This window comes from Streptomyces mangrovisoli (genome assembly GCF_000974985.2).
Classification (GTDB): domain Bacteria; phylum Actinomycetota; class Actinomycetes; order Streptomycetales; family Streptomycetaceae; genus Streptomyces; species Streptomyces mangrovisoli.
Genome location: NZ_LAVA02000073.1, coordinates 26,106 through 44,514 on the forward strand (window position 1 = coordinate 26,106; position 18,409 = coordinate 44,514).

Annotated in this window: 18 protein-coding genes; 10 read left to right on the forward strand and 8 right to left on the reverse strand. The window is 72.5% G+C overall.

Annotated features, from left to right (window positions below; all coding sequences use genetic code 11):
* Nucleotides 1-55: 55 nt before the first annotated feature.
* The 6 genes from WN71_RS43510 to WN71_RS27580 form a co-directional block, all read right to left on the reverse strand.
* A complete protein-coding gene (locus WN71_RS43510) occupies nt 56-103 on the reverse strand; it encodes a hypothetical protein (RefSeq protein ID WP_309506048.1) in 48 nt (15 codons plus the stop codon).
* A 333-nt stretch (nt 104-436) separates the two neighbouring features.
* A complete protein-coding gene (locus WN71_RS27560) occupies nt 437-2,053 on the reverse strand; it encodes an FAD-dependent monooxygenase (RefSeq protein WP_046591604.1) in 1,617 nt (538 codons plus the stop codon).
* Nucleotides 2,054-2,351: 298 nt separating this feature from the next.
* Complete coding sequence (locus WN71_RS27565) at nt 2,352-3,263, reverse strand: amino acid ABC transporter permease (protein WP_046591605.1); 912 nt, start codon at nt 3,261-3,263, stop codon at nt 2,352-2,354.
* Entirely contained in the window at nt 3,260-3,928 is a 669-nt protein-coding gene (locus WN71_RS27570) for an amino acid ABC transporter permease (RefSeq protein ID WP_046591606.1), read from the reverse strand. Before WN71_RS27570 ends, WN71_RS27565 begins: the two co-directional genes overlap by 4 nt.
* Before the next feature lie 99 nt (nt 3,929-4,027).
* Nucleotides 4,028-4,861, reverse strand: coding sequence for a glutamate ABC transporter substrate-binding protein (locus WN71_RS27575; protein WP_046591607.1), 834 nt, complete (start codon nt 4,859-4,861; stop codon nt 4,028-4,030).
* A gap of 158 nt (nt 4,862-5,019) precedes the next feature.
* On the reverse strand, nt 5,020-5,796 hold the full coding sequence (locus WN71_RS27580) for an amino acid ABC transporter ATP-binding protein (RefSeq protein WP_046591608.1): 777 nt from the start codon (nt 5,794-5,796) through the stop codon (nt 5,020-5,022).
* A 322-nt stretch (nt 5,797-6,118) separates the two neighbouring features.
* Here WN71_RS27580 and WN71_RS27585 point away from each other — a divergent pair, with 322 nt between their 5' ends.
* Complete coding sequence (locus WN71_RS27585) at nt 6,119-6,805, forward strand: response regulator transcription factor (RefSeq protein WP_046591609.1); 687 nt, start codon at nt 6,119-6,121, stop codon at nt 6,803-6,805.
* A 9-nt stretch (nt 6,806-6,814) separates the two neighbouring features.
* Nucleotides 6,815-8,227 (forward strand): sensor histidine kinase, encoded by a 1,413-nt coding sequence (locus WN71_RS27590; protein WP_046591610.1) that lies wholly within the window; start codon nt 6,815-6,817, stop codon nt 8,225-8,227.
* A gap of 170 nt (nt 8,228-8,397) precedes the next feature.
* On the opposite strand, the gene WN71_RS27595 is transcribed toward WN71_RS27590, so the two are convergent.
* On the reverse strand, nt 8,398-9,396 hold the full coding sequence (locus WN71_RS27595; RefSeq protein ID WP_046591611.1) for a TAXI family TRAP transporter solute-binding subunit: 999 nt from the start codon (nt 9,394-9,396) through the stop codon (nt 8,398-8,400).
* Between the two features lie 107 nt (nt 9,397-9,503).
* Here WN71_RS27595 and WN71_RS27600 point away from each other — a divergent pair, with 107 nt between their 5' ends.
* From WN71_RS27600 to WN71_RS27620, 5 genes are all read left to right on the forward strand, one after another.
* Entirely contained in the window at nt 9,504-10,037 is a 534-nt protein-coding gene (locus WN71_RS27600; protein ID WP_079178154.1) for a pyrophosphohydrolase domain-containing protein, read from the forward strand.
* A 202-nt stretch (nt 10,038-10,239) separates the two neighbouring features.
* Nucleotides 10,240-11,979 carry an aa3-type cytochrome oxidase subunit I gene (ctaD, locus tag WN71_RS27605; RefSeq protein ID WP_046591612.1) on the forward strand — a complete coding sequence of 580 codons (1,740 nt, stop codon included), beginning with the start codon at nt 10,240-10,242 and terminating at the stop codon, nt 11,977-11,979.
* Complete coding sequence (locus WN71_RS27610; protein WP_338058702.1) at nt 11,976-12,353, forward strand: hypothetical protein; 378 nt, start codon at nt 11,976-11,978, stop codon at nt 12,351-12,353. The genes ctaD and WN71_RS27610 overlap by 4 nt, the downstream gene beginning before the upstream one ends.
* Before the next feature lie 97 nt (nt 12,354-12,450).
* Nucleotides 12,451-13,962, forward strand: coding sequence for a tRNA (N6-isopentenyl adenosine(37)-C2)-methylthiotransferase MiaB (gene miaB, locus WN71_RS27615; RefSeq protein ID WP_079178155.1), 1,512 nt, complete (start codon nt 12,451-12,453; stop codon nt 13,960-13,962).
* A 338-nt stretch (nt 13,963-14,300) separates the two neighbouring features.
* On the forward strand, nt 14,301-15,026 hold the full coding sequence (locus WN71_RS27620) for a class III extradiol dioxygenase subunit B-like domain-containing protein (protein ID WP_079178156.1): 726 nt from the start codon (nt 14,301-14,303) through the stop codon (nt 15,024-15,026).
* 37 nt (nt 15,027-15,063) lie between these two features.
* On the opposite strand, the gene WN71_RS27625 is transcribed toward WN71_RS27620, so the two are convergent.
* Nucleotides 15,064-15,387: an antitoxin gene (locus tag WN71_RS27625; protein WP_046591615.1), complete on the reverse strand. Its 324-nt coding sequence runs from the start codon at nt 15,385-15,387 to the stop codon at nt 15,064-15,066.
* 151 nt (nt 15,388-15,538) lie between these two features.
* Between WN71_RS27625 and miaA the strand changes: the two genes are divergently transcribed.
* The 3 genes from miaA (at nt 15,539) to dapF (ending at nt 18,138) form a co-directional block, all read left to right on the forward strand.
* On the forward strand, nt 15,539-16,477 hold the full coding sequence (gene miaA / locus WN71_RS27630; protein ID WP_046591616.1) for a tRNA (adenosine(37)-N6)-dimethylallyltransferase MiaA: 939 nt from the start codon (nt 15,539-15,541) through the stop codon (nt 16,475-16,477).
* Between the two features lie 108 nt (nt 16,478-16,585).
* A complete protein-coding gene (locus WN71_RS27635; RefSeq protein ID WP_046591617.1) occupies nt 16,586-17,131 on the forward strand; it encodes a hypothetical protein in 546 nt (181 codons plus the stop codon).
* Between the two features lie 137 nt (nt 17,132-17,268).
* A complete protein-coding gene (gene dapF, locus WN71_RS27640) occupies nt 17,269-18,138 on the forward strand; it encodes a diaminopimelate epimerase (RefSeq protein WP_046591618.1) in 870 nt (289 codons plus the stop codon).
* Nucleotides 18,139-18,409: the final 271 nt, after the last annotated feature.

Genomic DNA, 18,409 nt, shown 5'->3' on the forward strand with positions numbered 1-18,409 from the left:
GGGGCCGCGGCGGCACATCGGCGGCGCGCGCGGTGGAGGAGAGAGGGATGCGAGATCAGCAGGACGGGCGACACACGCAGCCCGCGTAGCGGACGAGGTCCATATGGACCCTCCGCCACAGGCGCACATCGGTGTCGGTCACGGTTCGGAGTACACCATGACCATGGAGGGCGGTCAACTGACTGTCACCATGTGGACGGTGGGGTGACCGTGTGTGCGAGCGCCGCGCGAGGACACGCCGAGAACCGCTCCGGCGGGCCGCCGCGCCGGACCCCCGGGCCACCCGCCGTGCGGCCCACGCCGGACCCCCGGACCGCCCCCCGTGCGGGCCGCGTCGGACCCCCGGACCCCCCGTGGGGGCCGCGTCGGACCCCCGGACCGCCCCTCGTGCGGCCCCCTGAACACCTTGGCCGGCCGACGGCGGCCCCCGGCCCCCTCAGGAAGCCGACCCCGCGGCCGCCCCCGTCCCCTCCGTGGTCCTGGCCGGTGCGGGCCCGCCCAGGGCCGCCTCGGCCGCGGCGTACAGGTCGGCCGGGCGGACGCCGCTCAGCGCCGTCACGAGATGCCCGTCGGGCCGTACGAGCAGAACGGTGTGGGCGGCGGCGCCCGGGTAGCTCTCGGCGACCAGCAGCTCCGCGGGGTGCGGGAGCGCGGTCACGGCGGCGGCCAGCCGGGGCATGACCCCGGCGGTCACCCAGTGCTTGCGCTCCCAGACGACCGTGCCCGGCGCGACCAGGACGACGAGCAGCGCGCCGCGCCCCAGCCGGTCCCGCAGCCGTACGAACGAGCCGTCCTCGGCCGTGACCCGGACATCGGCGACCGGGGCGCCCGGCGCGGTCCCGACGGGCACCTCCGCCTCCAGGGGGCCGGGCGCGAGCGGCGAGTGGGCGTACGTCCCCGGGCCGCCCAGGGCGCCGAGCCCGAGGTGGCCCTCGACGAGCAGCGCGTCGTGGCCGCGGGCCGAGCCGGGGACGTAGGAGCGCAGCCCGCCACCGCCGCGGACCAGGGGCAGCGCCTGGTCGGCGGCGCGCAGCCGGGCGGCGACGGCCGCCCGCCGCTCCGCCTGATAGCTGTCGAGCAGCGCCTCGTGCTGCCCGTGGTGCCAGGCCAGGGCCAGCTTCCAGGCGAGGTTGTCGGCGTCCCGGAGGCCCTCGTCCAGGCCCTGGGTGCCGAGCGCGCCCAGCAGGTGCGCCGCGTCGCCCGCGACGAAGACCCTGCCGACCCGCCAGCGGCGCGCGAGACGGTGGTGGACGGTGTGCACTCCGGTGTCGAGCAGGTCGTACGTCGGTGTGGCGCTGCCCGTCCAGCCGCTGAGCGTCTCGCGGATGCGGGACACCAGCAGGTCGGGCGTGACCAGGTCCTTGCCGGGCGGCAGCAGCCAGTCCAGCCGCCACACGCCGTCCGGCAGCGGGCGGGCGATGACCTCCCCGGCGGACGGCCCGGACGTCCGCCACGGCGGCGTCCGGTGCAGCAACGCCTCGCCGGGCCAGGGAAGTTCGGTGCGCAGCGCGGCCACGGCGTGCCGTTCGACCGCCGTACGGCCGGGGAAGCGGATGTCGACGAGCTTGCGCACGGTGGAGCGCGGGCCGTCGCAGCCGACCAGATGGCTGCCGCGCCACCAGGTGCCCCGGGGGCCGCGGGTGTGGACCGTGACGCCCGAGACCTCCTGCTCGACGGCGTCGACCCGGCTGTCCGGGACGACCCTGACGAGCGGCTCCCCGGCCAGGGCCTGGCGCAGGGCACCGGTCAGCACATGCTGGGCGACGTGCAGCGGGGCGGGCTCGTCGGCCTCGAACGTGATCTCCCGCATCACCTGCTTGCGCCGCAGCGACCGCCATCCGGCCCAGCGCATTCCGGCCGTGTCGAGCGGGACGCCGGTGATCCGGGCCGACAGGCCCGCGGTGTCCTCGCGCAGCACCACGGTGCGCGCGGGCCGCGGTTCGTCCTTGCCCGGCCCCTCGTCGAGGACGACGGACGGCACCTCGTGGCGCGCCAGTGCCAGGGCGAGCGTCAGCCCGACGGGCCCCGCCCCGACGATGATCACCGGGTCCACGGCGTGGCGCCCCCTGCCCGCGACGGCGTCCCCGGGGACGCGTGTGAACAGAAGGTTGGAGCAGGGTGCACGATCACAGAACGTATGCAACCCACTGCCGGAGTTTGCGTCAAGTGACGGAGGCAGTGGCGATCATGCCACTGCCTCCCCGTTCCCCGCCATCGACTGATCGATCGTCAGATGAACGGCCGCCGACGGGCCTTCGCCGAGGTGGCACGGCCGGCCTCCGCCGAGCGGCGCCCTGCCCGGCCGCCCCGCGGTGGCGCGCCCCGTCGGCCGCCCCGGTGACGCGGCCCCGTCAGACGCCACCGCCGCCCGCCCCGGTGCCGAACCCCCCGCGGATCTCGGCCGGGTTGAGCTCCTCGGCGTCCTGGACGCCGACGACCGCGCCGGTGCTGCGCCTGCTGCGCCGCAGCCGGCCCTCCAGCCAGCCGGCGAAGCTGGTCAGGGCGAAGTTCACCAGGATGAAGACGACGCCGACGACGATGAAGCTCGGTACGACATTGGCGTAGTTGGCCGCGAGCGTGCTGCGCGCGGTCAGCAGTTCGGCGTAGCCGATCATCACGCCGCCGAGCGCGGTGTCCTTCACGATGACCACGAGCTGGCTGACGATGGCGGGCAGCATGACCGCCACCGCCTGCGGCAGCAGAATGCTCACCATCGTCTGGCCCTTGCGCAGTCCGATGCCGTACGCCGCCTCCGCCTGGCCCCGCGGCAGCGCGAGCACACCGGCCCGGACCACCTCGGCGAGCACCGAGGCGTTGTAGAGCACCAGGCCCGTGACGACCGCGTAGAGCGGCCGGTCCTCGCTGCCCACGCCGGTGGAGCGGGCGTAGAACTCGTTGGCGAACAGCATCAGCAGCAGGACCGGCAGGGAGCGGAAGAACTCCACGACCACGCCGGCCGGAACGCGCACCCAGCGGTGGTCGGACAGCCGCGCGAGGCCGAGGGCCGCGCCGAGCGGCAGCGCGATCACCATGGCGAGCGCCGCGGCCTTCAGGGTGTTGCCGAGTCCCGGCAGCAGATACGTCGTCCACGCCTCGGAGGTGGTGAACGGCTGCCACAGCGCCCACTTGAGCTGGCCCTTGTCGTCCATGGTGCGCCAGACCCACCAGGCCAGCAGGCCGAGCAGCGCGACGAAGACCGCCGCGAGGGCCGCGTTGCGGCGCCGGGCGCGGGGCCCCGGGGCGTCGTAGAGGACGGAGGTCATCGCTTCACCGCCAGTCGCTTGCCGAGCCGGCCGAGGAGCAGGCCGGTGGGCAGGGTCAGGACCACGAACCCGAGGGCGAAGACCGCGCCGACGGCGATCGTCTGGGCCTCGTTCTCGATCATCTGCTTCATCAGGCTGGCGGCCTCGGCCACGCCGATGGCGGCCGCCACGGTGGTGTTCTTGGTCAGCGCGATCAGGACGTTGGCGAGCGGGGCGATCACCGCGCGGAACGCCTGCGGCAGCACGACGAGCCGCAGCGACTGGCTGAAGTTGAGGCCGATCGCGCGGGCCGCCTCCGCCTGCCCCACGGGCACGGTGTTGATGCCGGAGCGCACCGCCTCGCACACGAAGGCGGCGTGGTAGGCGACCAGGCCGAGCAGCGCGAGCCGGAAGCCCTGAGCCTTGAAGTCGTCGGAGGCGCCCATGGTCACGCCGAAGATGTCGGCGAGGCCGAGCGAGGTGAAGACGATGATGACCGTCAGGGGGATGTTCCGGACGATGTTGACGTAGGCGGTGCCGAATCCGCGCATCAGCGGGACCGGGCTGACCCGCATCGCCGCCAGCAGGGTGCCCCAGACGAGGGAGCCCACGGCGGAGAGCAGGGTCAGTTTCACCGTCATCCAGAACGCCCCGAGGACGTCGTAACCTTGCAGAAAGTCGAACACGCTTCTCCCGCGCTTCCACGTGTGCCGGAGCGGCGGCGCGCCGGTGTCAGGTCCGGCGCGCCGCCCTCCGGGGACTGGCTAGCCGCCCGCGTGGGACGGCTACTTGACGATGTGGCCGATCTGCGGGGCCGGCTCGTTCCGGTAGTTCGCCGGGCCGAAGTTCTTGTCCACGGCCTTCTTCCAGGAGCCGTCGGACTCCATCTTCTCGATGGCGTCGTCGATCTTCTTCTTGAGGTCGGCGTCGCCCTTCTTGAGGCCGATGCCGTAGTTCTCGTTGCTGAGCTTGAGGCCCGCGAGCTTGAACTGGTCCTTGTACTTGTCCTGTGCGGCGAAGCCCGCGAGGATCGAGTCGTCGGTGGTCACCGCGTCGACGGCGCCGCTCTGGAGGCCGGCGATGCACTCCGAGTAGCCGCTGTACTCGCGCAGTTGGGCCTTCGGGGCGATCGTGTCGTGGACGTTCTGCGCCGAGGTCGAGCCGGTCACCGAGCACAGCTTCTTGCCGTTGAGGTCGGTGCCCTTGCTGATCGTGGAGTCCTTCTTGACCAGCAGGTCCTGGTGGGCGAGGAGATAGGGGCCGGCGAAGTCGACCTTCTGCTCGCGCTCGTCGGTGATCGAGTAGCTGGCGACGATGAACTTCACGTCGCCGCGCTGGATGGCGTTCTCGCGGTCGGCGCTCTTGGTCTCGGTCCACTCGATCTGGTCGGGCTTGTAGCCGAGCTGTCCCGCGACATACGTCGCCACGTCCACGTCGAAGCCGGCGAAGGTGCCGTCCGGCTGCTTCAGGCCTATGCCGGGCTGGTCGAACTTGATGCCGATCTTGATCTTCTTGCCGCCGCCGGACGAGTCGTCGTCGTTGCCGGAGCCGCACGCGGTGGCCGCGAGGGCGAGGGCGAGCACGGCGGCCGAGGCGGCGGTGACCTTGCGGAGCTTCATGAGAGACATCCTTCGAGTGGGGGAGACGCGGGGCGCCACGCGCGCGTGCGCGCGGGCGTCCGCATCGGGTCAAAGTGGCGCACAACGGGTACGCCATGGGCGCGCTGCGGAGACGGCGGAGGCGCGGTGCGACCGCCGTCGTGGTGCGATGGCTTGGCTCAGTGGTGCAGGATCTTGGAGAGGAAGTCCTTCGCGCGGTCGCTGCGCGGGTTGCTGAAGAACCGGTCGGGCGCGGCCTCTTCGACGATCCGGCCGTCCGCCATGAACACCACCCGGTTCGCGGCGGACCGCGCGAACCCCATCTCGTGGGTCACGACGATCATGGTCATGCCATCCCGGGCCAGCTGTTGCATGACCTCCAGGACCTCGTTGATCATCTCCGGGTCCAGCGCCGAGGTCGGCTCGTCGAAGAGCATGACCTTCGGGTCCATCGCCAGCGCGCGGGCGATGGCCACGCGCTGCTGCTGGCCGCCGGAGAGCTGCGCCGGGTACTTGTCGGCCTGCGTGCCCACGCCGACCCGGTCGAGCAGCGAGCGCGCCTTCTCCTCCGCGGCCCGCCGGTCCGCCTTGCGCACCTTCAGCTGCCCCAGCATCACGTTCTCGAGCACCGTCTTGTGCGCGAAGAGGTTGAAGGACTGGAAGACCATGCCGACGTCGGCCCGCAGCCGGGCCAGCGCCCTGCCCTCCTGCGGCAGCGGACTCCCGTCGATCGCGATCGTGCCCGAGTCGATCGTCTCCAGGCGGTTGATGGTGCGGCACAGGGTCGACTTGCCGGACCCGGAGGGCCCGATCACCACGACGACCTCGCCGCGGGCGATCGTCAGATCGATGTCCTGGAGCACGTGCAACGCACCGAAGTGCTTGTTGACGCTCTTCAGCACGACCAGTTCTGAGGGCCGGACCACGTCCTTCTCGGCCGTCGATACCTCGGTCATCGCTTTCGGGCTCCGTCCTCCTCGGTTTCGGAGGACAGTAGTGACGCGCCATGACCAGCGTCATTACATCTGAGGGAGATCTGAGCATCACGATCCGGCAGCGGCCGGACACACCTCGTAGCACCCGTCACAGCAGTGCGTATCGGCCCCGTAACGGAAGCGGCGCGCACGGGGAACCCTCTTGACTCCGCCGACGTCCATCAGCGTGACTGCTTCGGTGCCGTACGCGTGTACGGCCGTACGACCACATGACCGTACGACGGCCGACGGCGCGCGAGCACGTGCCGGCGGACCGCGACCGAAGAACCGGAGGGGGCCGGGAATGAGACTGCTGCTCGTCGAGGACGACAACCACGTCGCCGCGGCCCTGTCCGCCGTGCTGGCGCGGCACGGGTTCGACGTCACGCACGCCCGCAGCGGCGAGGAGGCCCTGCGCGCCCTCGTCCCCGAGGGCGACTGCTTCGGGGTCGTGCTGCTCGACCTCGGCCTGCCCGACCAGGACGGCTACGAGGTCTGCGGCAAGATACGCAAGCGCACCAGCACCCCGGTGATCATGGTCACCGCCCGCTCCGACGTGCGCTCCCGCATCCACGGCCTCAACCTCGGCGCCGACGACTACGTCGTCAAGCCCTACGACACCGGCGAGCTGCTCGCCCGGATCCACGCCGTCAGCCGGCGCACCGTCCACGAGGACGCGGCGGGCGGCGGCGACACCGCCCTGCGCCTCGGCTCCGTGCACATCGAACTGCCCACCCGCCAGGTCAGCGTGGACGGCGCGGTGGTCCAGCTGACCCGCAAGGAGTTCGACCTGCTCGCGCTGCTCGCCCAGCGGCCCGGGGTCGTCTTCCGCCGGGAGCAGATCATCAGCGAGGTGTGGCAGACCAGCTGGGAGGGGACCGGACGCACGCTGGAGGTGCATGTCGCCTCCCTGCGCTCCAAGCTGCGCATGCCCGCGCTGATCGAGACCGTACGCGGCGTCGGCTACCGGCTCGTCGCCCCGGCCGGGTAGCGGGGCCGGGTGCGCACTCGCCTCCTGCCGCTGCTCATCGTCCTCCTGGCGGCCGTCCTGCTCGCGCTCGGCGTGCCGCTCGCCATCAGCGTGGCCAAGGCGCAGCAGCAGAAGGTGGTCGTCGACCGCATCGACGACACGGCGCGGTTCGCCGCGCTCGCGCAGTACGTCACCGAATCGCCCGCCGGCGCCCGCCCCGAGACCGCCAACCCCGACGAGCGCCTGGAGACCCTGGAGCGCGAACTCGCCAGCTACCACCGGGTCTACCGGATCCGCGCGGGCGTCTACTACCGCACCGACACGCCGATGGCGCACGCCCCCCAGGACTGGTTCCTGCCCGCGGAGGGCGAGATGCGCGACGCCTTCGACGAGGCGCTGCTCAGCCGGCGCAGCCACGACCCCCGGCAGGTCTGGCCCTGGCAGCACCACCGGCTGATCGTCGCCTCCCCGGTCATCCGGGACGGCGACGTCGTCGCGGTCGTCGTGACCGACTCGCCCACCGACGCGATGCGCTCGCGCATCCTGCACGGCTGGCTGGTCATCGCCGCGGGCGAGACCGGCGCCATGCTGCTCGCCGTCGGCGCGGCGCTGCGGCTGACCGGCTGGGTGCTGCGGCCGGTGCGCGTGCTCGACGCCACCACGCACGCGATCGCGAGCGGACGGCTCACGTCGCGGGTCGTGGTCGCCGGCGGCCCGCCGGAACTCAGACGGCTGGCCCGTGCGTTCAACGAGATGGCGGACAACGTCGAGGACGTCCTGGAGCAGCAGCGCGCCTTCGTCGCCGACGCCTCCCACCAGCTGCGCAACCCGCTGGCCGCGCTGCTGCTGCGGATCGAACTGCTCGCCCTCGAACTGCCGGAGGGCAACGAGGAGATCGCCTCGGTCCGCACCGAGGGCAAGCGGCTCGCCGAGGTTCTCGACGACCTGCTGGACCTCGCGCTGGCCGAACACGCCGAGGCGGAGCTGCGGGTGACCGACATCGGCGCGCTGACCGCGGAGCGCGTCGCGGCCTGGGCGCCCGCCGCCGCGGCCAAGGGCGTACGGCTGGAGGGCAGATGCCCGGCGGTGACCGCGTGGGCCGACCCGGTCACGCTCTCCAGCGCGCTGGACGCGGTGATCGACAACGCGGTGAAGTTCTCGCCGGAGGACGGGCTGGTGGAGGTCGCCGTGCTGGCCGGCGGGGAGACCTCGACCGTCACCGTCACCGACACCGGCCCCGGGCTCACCGACGACGAACTCGCCCGCGTCGGCGACCGCTTCTGGCGCAGCGGCCGCCACCAGAACATCAAGGGCTCCGGCCTCGGTCTGTCCATCACCCGGACCCTGCTCGCCGCGGGCGGCGGCACGATCGCCTACGACCGCCACGAGCCGCACGGCCTGGAGGTCAGGGTCACGCTGCCGAGGTCGCGGCCGTCGGAGTGAGGGGGCGCTGGGGCGGCCCAGCGCGGGCGGCGGTGCGGCGGGGGCGGCGGTGCGGCGGGGGTGGCGGTGCGGCGGTTTTCCTCCGCGTGGTCGGTCCCGGTCGGGCGCGGGTGCCCGCGCGGCAGCGTTACGGCTTCACCGAGCGCGGTCCGGGTGCCCGCGCGGCAGCGTTACGGCTTCACCGAGCGGTAGTAGCGCCGCGCGCCCTCGTGCAGGGTCAGCGGGTCCGTGTAGATCGCCGTCCGCAGGTCCACCAGCTGCGCGGAGTGGACGTTGCGGCCGATGCTGTCGCGGCTCCTGATCACCGTCCGGGTCACCCACTCGGTGAGCCGCGGGTCCATGTCCTTGCGGGTCATGAGCAGGTTGGCGACCGCGATCGTCGGCACCGCCTGGCCGTTCTGGATCGTCGGGTACGCCGACTCCGGCATGTCGGTGGCCCGGTAGTAGCGCGTCGCGTCGTTCTCGGCGTGCAGCTTGGCGACGAGGCCGGCCTCGATCGGCACGAACCGGAAGGTGTACTTCTCGGCCAGGTTCTCCAGACCACGGGTCGGCAGCCCGCCGGACCAGAAGAACGCGTCGATCGCGCCCGTGCGCAGCCGGTCCGGGCCGGTGTCGATGCCGTCGGCCTCCGGTGTGATGTCCTTGCGCGGGTCGATCCCGGCGGCCTTCAGGACGCGGTCGGCGATCAGCCGCACACCGGAGTCCTGCGGGCCGATCGCGACCCGCTTGCCCCGCAGGTCGGCGACGGACGTGACGGGGGAGTCGCGCGGCACGATCAGCTGCACGTAGTCGTCGTAGAGCCGCGCGACCCCGCGCAGCCCGCCCGCGCCCGTGCCGTGGTCGAGTTCGTACGTCTCCACCGCGTCGGCGGCAGCGATGGTGAAGTCGGCGTCGCCGCTCGCCACGCGCGCGACGTTCTCCTGCGAGCCGTCGCTGGTCTCCAGCCGCACCTTCAGCTGCGGCATGTCCTTGTCGAGCGCGTTGCGCAGCAGGCGGCCGTACTCCTGGTACACGCCCTGCGGCGCGCCCGTGCTGAAGGTGATCGTCCCGCTCGGCGGGCGCTCGCCCAGCGGCAGCAGCCACCACAGCAGCAGCCCGAGGGCCACGAGGCAGGCGGCGCCGAGCTGGAACGCGCGGCGCCCGCGGACGCGGGGGAGGACCTTGGACATGCGCGCGATCCTGCCAGGGAGCCGGGGGCCGCCGCCAGGGAGGTTTCCCGCCGGGAGCGGATTCCGGGGCCGGGGGCGTTGTCAGTGGTGACGGTTAGTGTCGGCGCATGAGCACTTCCCGGCCGACCGGCTCCGCCGACCCCGGCCCCCTCGTCAGCGGTTCCGCCGACCCCGGTCCCCTCGCCGGCGGTTCTGCCGCCCCGGGCGGCGCCCCCGTCGCCGCGCCCTCCGGGCCCGCCGGTGGGTCCCCCGCGGCTCTGGTCCGGGAGTTCCACCGGGCCTTCGGCCTGGACGCCCGGGACACCCCCACGCAGGTCCCGCCCGCCGTCGGCGCGCACCGGGGAGAACTGCTCAGGGAGGAGGCCGAGGAGGTCGCCGAGGTCTCGGCCGGCGGCCCGCTCGACCGGTTGGCGCACGAACTCGCGGACGTCGTCTACGTCGCGTACGGCACCGCTCTGGTGCACGGCATCGACCTCGACGCGGTGATCGCCGAGATCCACCGCTCCAACATGACCAAGCTCGGCCCCGACGGCCAGGTGGCCCGCCGCGCCGACGGCAAGGTCCTCAAGGGTGAGCACTACGAGGCACCCGACGTCGCGGCCGTCCTGCGCCGGCAGGGGTGGATACCGGGCGACGCCTGACAGCTCCACGGGAAGTCCGCGAGGTTCCTCCCACAGGCGTCCCGTCCGGTCCCGGCGCCGCGCCGTCGCTGCTCCGTCCGTGGCCGACTGTCAGGCGAACGGCTGTATCCCGGCCCCTTCATGAAGGCGGCGTCGCCCCTGGTGGCGCAAGGATGGCGGCTGGCAGGGGACATGAACCGCGAGCGTCGGGAGACACCCACTTGTGACCATCCACAACGAATCCCACGGTGTCACGGCCGCCGAGGAGTCGTACGAGAGCGAGCTCCCGCTCCGGCGCAAGCAGCCCGGCAGTGTCGTGGTGAAGTGGCTGACGACCACCGATCACAAGACGATCGGCACGCTCTACCTCGGTACGTCGTTCGCGTTCTTCCTGGTCGGCGGCGTGCTGGCGCTCGTCATGCGGGCCGAGCTGGCCCGCCCGGGGCTCCAGATCGTCTCGAAGGAGCAGTACAACCAGGCGTTCACCATGCACGGCCTGATCATGCTGCTGATGTTCGCGACGCCGCTGTTCGCGGGCTTCACCAACTGGATCATGCCGCTCCAGATCGGCGCCCCGGACGTGGCCTTCCCGCGGCTGAACATGTTCGCCTACTGGCTCTACCTGTTCGGCTCGCTGATCGCGGCGGCCAGCTTCCTCACCCCCGACGGCGCCCCCGACTTCGGCTGGTTCATGTACGCGCCCCTGTCGAGCGCGGTCTACACCCCGAGTATCGGCGCGGACATGGGCATCATGGGCCTGGCCTTCTCCGGCTTCGGCACGATCCTCGGCGCGGTCAACTTCATCACCACGATCATCTGCATGCGCGCGCCGGGCATGACCATGTTCCGGATGCCGATCTTCGTCTGGAACGTGCTGCTGACGGCCGTGCTGGTCCTGTTCGTGTTCCCGGTCCTGGCCGCCGCGCTGTTCGCCCTGGAGGCGGACCGCAAGTTCGGGGCGCACATCTTCGACGCCGCCAACGGCGGGGCATTGCTGTGGCAACACCTCTTCTGGTTCTTCGGCCATCCAGAGGTGTACATCATCGCCTTGCCGTTCTTCGGCATCGTCAGTGAGGTCATCCCGGTCTTCTCCCGCAAGCCGATGTTCGGCTACATGGGTCTGATCGCCGCGACGATCTCGATCGCCGGTCTGTCCGTGACCGTGTGGGCGCACCACATGTACGTCACCGGCGGTGTGCTGCTGCCGTTCTTCTCCTTCATGACCCTGCTGATCGCGGTCCCGACCGGGGTGAAGTTCTTCAACTGGATCGGCACCATGTGGAAGGGCTCGCTGTCCTTCGAGACGCCGATGCTGTGGGCCACCGGCTTTCTCGTGACCTTCCTCTTCGGCGGTCTGACCGGTGTGATCCTGGCCTCGCCCCCGATGGACTTCCACGTCTCCGACTCGTACTTCGTGGTGGCGCACTTCCACTACGTCGTCTTCGGCACGGTCGTCTTCGCGATGTTCTCCGGCTTCCACTTCTGGTGGCCCAAGTTCACCGGCAAGATGCTCGACGAACGGCTCGGCAAGATCACCTTCTGGACACTGTTCGTCGGGTTCCACACCACGTTCCTGGTTCAGCACTGGCTGGGCGTCGAGGGGATGCCGCGCCGCTACGCGGACTATCTCGCGGCCGACGGCTTCACCACCCTGAACACGATCTCGACGATCGGCTCGTTCGTCCTCGGCATGTCCATGCTGCCGTTCCTCTACAACGTGTGGAAGACGGCCAAGTACGGCAAGCCGGTCGGTGTCGACGACCCGTGGGGCTACGGCCGCTCCCTGGAGTGGGCGACCTCCTGCCCGCCGCCGCGGCACAACTTCCTCACCCTGCCGCGGATCCGCAGCGAGTCCCCGGCGTTCGACCTGCACCACCCCGAGATCGCCCAGCTCGAGTCCGGCGTCCACGCGGGCGGACCGGGCGCGCGGCCGACGCCGGGATCCGAGAGCGGCCGGTCTTGACCCCGTCGAGCCGCCGAGGAACCCCGCCGCACCGGCCGGACGGCGCACTCGCCGAAGAGGTCGAGGGCTATCTGCTGGCGCGGTCGGAACGGGAGCAGGCGCAGCGCGAGGCCGAAGCGCTCTGCGCGCGCCTGCCCTGGCTCACCACCGGTCAGGCCGAGGACCTCACCCGGCACTTCACCGAGCAGCGTCTCGGCCTGACCAGGCAGGCGCTCCAGGTCACCGCCGACCGGGCCACGCGCCTGCGCGGCGAGTACGAGGCCCGCTACGCGGAGCTCCGTCGCGCCCTGCGGATCCGGCACACCCTCGGCGCCTGCCTGCTGGTGACGTTCTGCACGGGCGCCGGTTCGGCGACCGCGCTGCTGGCCCGCTGATCGCCGAGCGTCACCGACACGTGACGTCGGGCCGCCCGGTCCGCGCTGCGCGACGGCGCGGACCGGACCCACTCCGGGGAGCGCCTACCCTTGTCCCATGAGCAGCATCGACCGGGGCCAGGCAGTGGACGTCAGAACATATGAAGTGCGCACCTACGGGTGTCAGATGAACGTCCACGATTCCGAACGGCTCTCCGGGCTGCTCGAGGAGGCCGGCTACGTCCGCGCCCCCGAGGGTTCCGACGGCGACGCCGACGTCGTCGTCTTCAACACCTGCGCCGTGCGCGAGAACGCCGACAACCGGCTCTACGGCAACCTCGGCCGGCTCGCGCCGAGGAAGGCGTCCCGGCCCGGGATGCAGATCGCGGTCGGCGGCTGCCTGGCGCAGAAGGACCGCGACACCATCGTGAAGAAGGCGCCCTGGGTGGACGTCGTCTTCGGCACGCACAACATCGGCAAGCTGCCCGTGCTGCTGGAGCGCGCCCGCGTCCAGGAGGAGGCGCAGGTCGAGATCGCCGAGTCGCTGGAGGCGTTCCCCTCCACGCTGCCGACGCGGCGTGAGAGCGCGTACGCGGCATGGGTGTCGATCTCCGTGGGCTGCAACAACACCTGCACCTTCTGCATCGTCCCCGCGCTGCGCGGCAAGGAGAAGGACCGCCGCCCCGGCGACATCCTCGCCGAGGTCGAGGCGCTGGTCGCCGAGGGCGTCTCCGAGATCACCCTGCTCGGCCAGAACGTCAACGCCTACGGCTCCGACATCGGGGACCGCGAGGCGTTCAGCAAACTGCTGCGGGCCTGCGGGAACGTCGAGGGGCTGGAGCGGGTCCGCTTCACCTCCCCGCATCCGCGCGACTTCACCGACGACGTCATCGCCGCCATGGCCGAGACGCCGAACGTGATGCCGCAGCTGCACATGCCGATGCAGTCCGGCTCGGACACGGTCCTGAAGGCGATGCGCCGCTCCTACCGGCAGGAGCGCTACCTCGGGATCATCGAGAAGGTCCGCGCGGCCATCCCGCACGCGGCGATCACCACCGACATCATCGTGGGCTTCCCCGGCGAGACCGAGGAGGACTTCGAGCAGACCCTGCACGCCGTCCGCGAGGCGCGCTTCTCGCAGGCGTTCACCTTCCAGTACTCCAAGCGGCCCGGCACCCCGGCCGCGACCATGGAGGGGCAGATCCCCAAGGAGGTCGTCCAGGCGCGCTACGAACGCCTGGTGGCCCTCCAGGAGGAGATCTCCTGGGAGGAGAACAAGAAGCAGGTCGGCCGCACGCTGGACCTCATGGTCGCCGAGGGCGAGGGCCGCAAGGACGGCGCCACGCACCGCCTGTCCGGGCGCGCGCCCGACAACCGCCTGGTGCACTTCACCAAGCCCGACGAGGACGTGCGCCCCGGCGATGTCGTCACCGTCGAGATCACGTACGCCGCTCCGCACCACCTGCTCGCGGAGGGCGCCGTCCTCGGTATGCGCCGTACGCGCGCGGGCGACGCGTGGGAGAAGCGCAACGCCGCGGAGGCCGCGCAGCCGGCGGGCGTCATGCTGGGCCTCCCGACGATCGGCGCGCCGGCTCCGCTGCCGGTCGCTTCGGGCTGCGGCTGCGACTGACCCTCCGGGCGGGACGGCGGACTCGGCGGTGGTGTCCCCGTGCGGGTGCGTCGTGGCTGGTCGCGCAGTTCCCCGCGCCCCTTTCAGGGGCCGGGGCAGGTGCGCCCCGTCAGGGGCGCGGGGAACTGCGCGCTCAGCCCCCACGGACCGGTAGTCGGATCCTTGCGGTGGTGCCCCCGTGCGGGCTCGTCGTGGCTGGTCGCGCAGTTCCTCGCGCCCCATTCAGGGGCCCGGGCAGCTGCGCCCCCCGTCAGGGGCGCGGGGAACTGCGCGGTCAACCCCCACCGGGCCGCGGTCGGACACCAAGCGCCGGCCCCGGCAGGGCTACGCTGCCGATCATGCTTGTCGCCGCCGCAGTCTGCCCCTGCCCGCCCCTCCTCGTGCCCGAGGTCGCCGCGGGTGCCGCTCCCGAGCTGGACGCCGCCCGTGCCGCCTGCGCGGACGCGCTCGGCGTGCTGGCCGCCGCCCGCCCCGACCTGCTCGTGGTCGTGGGCCCCGCCGAACGCAGCGGGCGCGGCGCGCACCCGCAGGGCACCCCCGGGTCGTTCCGCGGGTTCGGCGTCGACGCCGACGTCACGCTGGGCAGCCGCGACGGCACGGCCGAGGGCTCCGCGGCCGCGCGCGCCCTGCCGCCGTCGCTCGCCGTCGCCGCCTGGCTGCTCGGGCGCACGGGCTGGGCCGACGCCCCGATCGAGGGCCTGGGCGTGGGCGAGCCCCTCGAAGCCGAACGCTGCCTGGAGACCGGCCGGTCGATCGCCGCGCGCGCCGAACGCGTCGCGCTGCTGGTGATGGGCGACGGCAGCGCCTGCCGCACCCTCAAGGCGCCCGGCTACCTCGACGAGCGCGCCGCGCCCTTCGACTCCGAGGCCGCGCGGGCGCTCGGGGCGGCGGACGTACCGGCCCTCAAGGCGCTCGACGCGGAGCTGGCCCAGGCCCTCAAGGCGTCCGGCCGCGCCCCCTGGCAGGTGCTCGCGGGCGCCGCCGAGGACGCGGGCCTGAACGGCTCCCTGCTGTACGAGGACGCGCCCTACGGCGTGGGCTACATGGTCGCCGCCTGGTCGTAGCGGCCGCGGGCGCGTCCCGGCCGCCCGGGACGGTCCGTCAGGACGTCGGCGGCGGCGGGGTGTCCGTGTCCGTGGGCTCCGGAGCGCCGCCCGCCATCCCGCCGTGGCCGTCCGCGCCGCCGGGACCCGACGCCGTACCGGACCCGTTGCCGCTCTTCTGCGCGAGCCGGTCCACGGCCCCCTTGGCCTTGCCCGTGCCCGCGTGGATCTTGTCGCTGTACTTGTGCTTGGTCCTGTCGTCGACCATCCGCGCGGCCTTGTCCAGCCCGTGCCCGATCTTGCCGCCGTGCTGCTGCGCCAGGTCCGAGACCTTCTCCTTGGCCGGCCCCAGCCGGTCCTTGAGGTTGTGCAGAAGACCCATGATCCACCTCGGAAACCGTAGGAAATCGCCTATATATGCGACAAACGGTACTCGGACGGGTGGAGGACCGGCCCGCCGCCGGGGCCGTTCGCGTCACGCCCGGTGCCCGGCCCGTGCGTGAAGAGTGCCCGGCGTTTGGGAGACTGAAGGGGTGAGCAGCGCACCTTCCGCCCCCCGAGTCATCGCCGTCGTCGGCCCCACCGCCGCGGGCAAGTCCGACCTGGGCGTCCATCTGGCCCAGCAGCTCGGCGGGGAGGTCGTCAACGCGGACTCCATGCAGCTCTACCGCGGGATGGACATCGGCACCGCGAAGCTGCCGCCCGAGGAGCGCGGCGGCGTGCCGCACCACCTCCTCGACATCTGGGACGTGACCGTCACCGCCTCCGTCGCCGAGTACCAGCGGCTCGCCCGGGAGCGGATCGACGCCCTGCTCGCCGCCGGCCGCTGGCCCGTCCTGGTGGGCGGCTCCGGGCTGTACGTCCGCGGGGCCGTCGACAACCTGGAGTTCCCCGGCACCGACCCCGAGGTCCGGGCCCGTCTGGAGGAGGAACTCCAGCTGCGCGGGTCCGGCGCCCTGCACGCCCGCCTCGCCGCCGCGGACCCGGAGGCCGCGCGCGCGATCCTGCCCGGCAACGGACGCCGTATCGTCCGGGCCCTCGAGGTGATCGAGATCACCGGCCGCCCGTTCACCGCCAATCTGCCGGGCCACGACTTCGTCTACGACACCGTGCAGATCGGCGTCGACGTGGCGCGCCCCGAGCTGGACGAGCGCATCGCCCGCCGCGTGGACCGCATGTGGGAGGCGGGGCTCGTCGAGGAGGTGCGCGAGCTGGCGGAGCGGGGGCTGCGCGAGGGGCGCACGGCCTCCCGCGCGCTCGGCTACCAGCAGGTGCTCGCGGCGCTCGCGGGGGAGTGCACGATGGGGGAGGCGCGCGCGGAGACCGTCCGTGCCACCAAGCGCTTCGCGCGCCGCCAGGATTCATGGTTCAGACGCGACCCGCGGGTGCACTGGCTCAGTGGGGCTGCGGCGGACATCACAGAACTTCCGCGGCTCGCGCTGGCGTTGCTCGAACGACCGGTCACAGCCTGATCACGTGATGGCATCGGGATGCTCCGGCCGTCATCGGGGCCTCCGGCGCCGTGCCATCATCGTGCTGCGATCGACCAGATGAAGTCCTAGTTGGGAGGGCGCGTGGCGATGGAGGCCGGCCCTCGCGACACCGCACAAGGCACCGAACCCCTGAGCACCGAACCCCTGAGCTCCGAGTCCCTGAACTCCGAGCCCCTGGGTGCCGGTCTCGGCGAGCCGGAGCCGATCGAGGGCGGTCTGAGCTCCGACGGCCCCGACGAGATCGACGGCGGTGTCACGGACGACGGACCCGGGCCCGACGAGATGTACGCCGGACCCGAGGTCGAGGTCGAGCTGCGCCCGCAGCGCCGGCTGCGGCTGTGGCAGCTCGCACCCATCGTTGGTCTGGCGGCCGTCGGCTCGCTGATGTTCGCCTTCCCGCTCGCCTTCGACTTCGGCGACAGCGGTGCCGTGATCGCCATGCTGGGGCTGCTGATCTGCTGCTGCGCGGCCGGCTGGGGAATGATGGCGGCGCGCAGGGTGGGCTACACCTGGCCCGGCCTGCCGCCCCGCGGCTCCGGCCGCCGCCCCGACTGGCGGGTCGTCCTCGGCTACGTCCTCGTGGTGGCCGTCGTCGCCGTCCTGGCCGTCCTGCGCGTGGCCCGACTGCGCTGACCCCTCCGGGGCCACGAGCGCCACCGGCGCGCCGCACCGCTCCCGGACCGTGTTGCCGTACCCGTACCCATCCCGTGCCGCCGTGCCGGCCGAGGCCGTCGCGACGGAGTGTCGTACCCACCCCGTACGATCGAGTCATGAGCACGCGGATCGCCTTCCTCAAGGGTCACGGCACGGAGAACGACTTCGTGATCGTGCCCGACCCCGAGAACGCCGTGGACCTTTCCCCGGCCGCCGTCGCCGCCCTGTGCGACCGCCGCGCCGGCATCGGCGGGGACGGCCTGCTGCACGTGGTGCGCTCCGCCGCGCACCCGGAGGCGAAGGCGATGGCGTCCGAGGCGGAGTGGTTCATGGACTACCGCAACGGCGACGGCTCGATCGCCGAGATGTGCGGCAACGGCGTCCGCGTCTTCGCCCGCTACCTCCAGCACGCCGGCCATGTCGGCGAGGGCGACCTCGCCGTCGCCACCCGCGGCGGCGTCAAGGCCGTGCACATCGCCAAGGACGGCGACGTCACCGTGGGCATGGGCCGCGCCCGGCTGCCCGAGGGCGAGGTCACCGTGAGCGTCGGCGAGCGCAGCTGGCCCGCGCGCAACGTGAACATGGGCAACCCGCACGCGGTCGCCTTCGTCGACGACCTCGCGCACGCCGGCGACCTGTTCACGCCGCCCCCCTTCACCCCGGCCGCCGCCTACCCGGACGGCGTCAACGTCGAGTTCGTCGCCGACCGCGGCCCCCGCCACGTCGCCCTGCGCGTCCACGAGCGCGGAGTGGGCGAGACGCGGTCCTGCGGCACCGGCGCCTGCGCCGTCGCGGTGGCCACCGCCCGCCGGGACGGCGCCGACCCCGCCGTCACCGGCACCCCCGTGACCTACACCGTGGACCTGCCCGGCGGCCGCCTGCTCATCACCGAACACCCCGACGGCCAGATCGAGATGACCGGTCCGGCCGTGATCGTCGCCACAGGGGAGATCGAAGCCGACTGGCTGGAAAACGCGCTCCGCTGAACACGCGAACCGTGGCCGCCGCGCCCCCGGACCCACCGATCCGTGGCCGGCGGCGGCCAGCCCCGCGAGAAACCATGGTTCGCCGCGCGAACGGTGGCGCAAAACCGTAAACCTCGAATTCGTCGCTCGAATGGGTGATCCGTTTCACGCTCGGCGAGAGGCGGTCGGTGGAGCGTGATGGGGTCGGTAGCATCAAGCACCGGCACGGACGGGGGAACGTCGCCAACCCTGAGCCGCGTATGCCCTGGGGCCCCGTCCACCGGTCACGAGC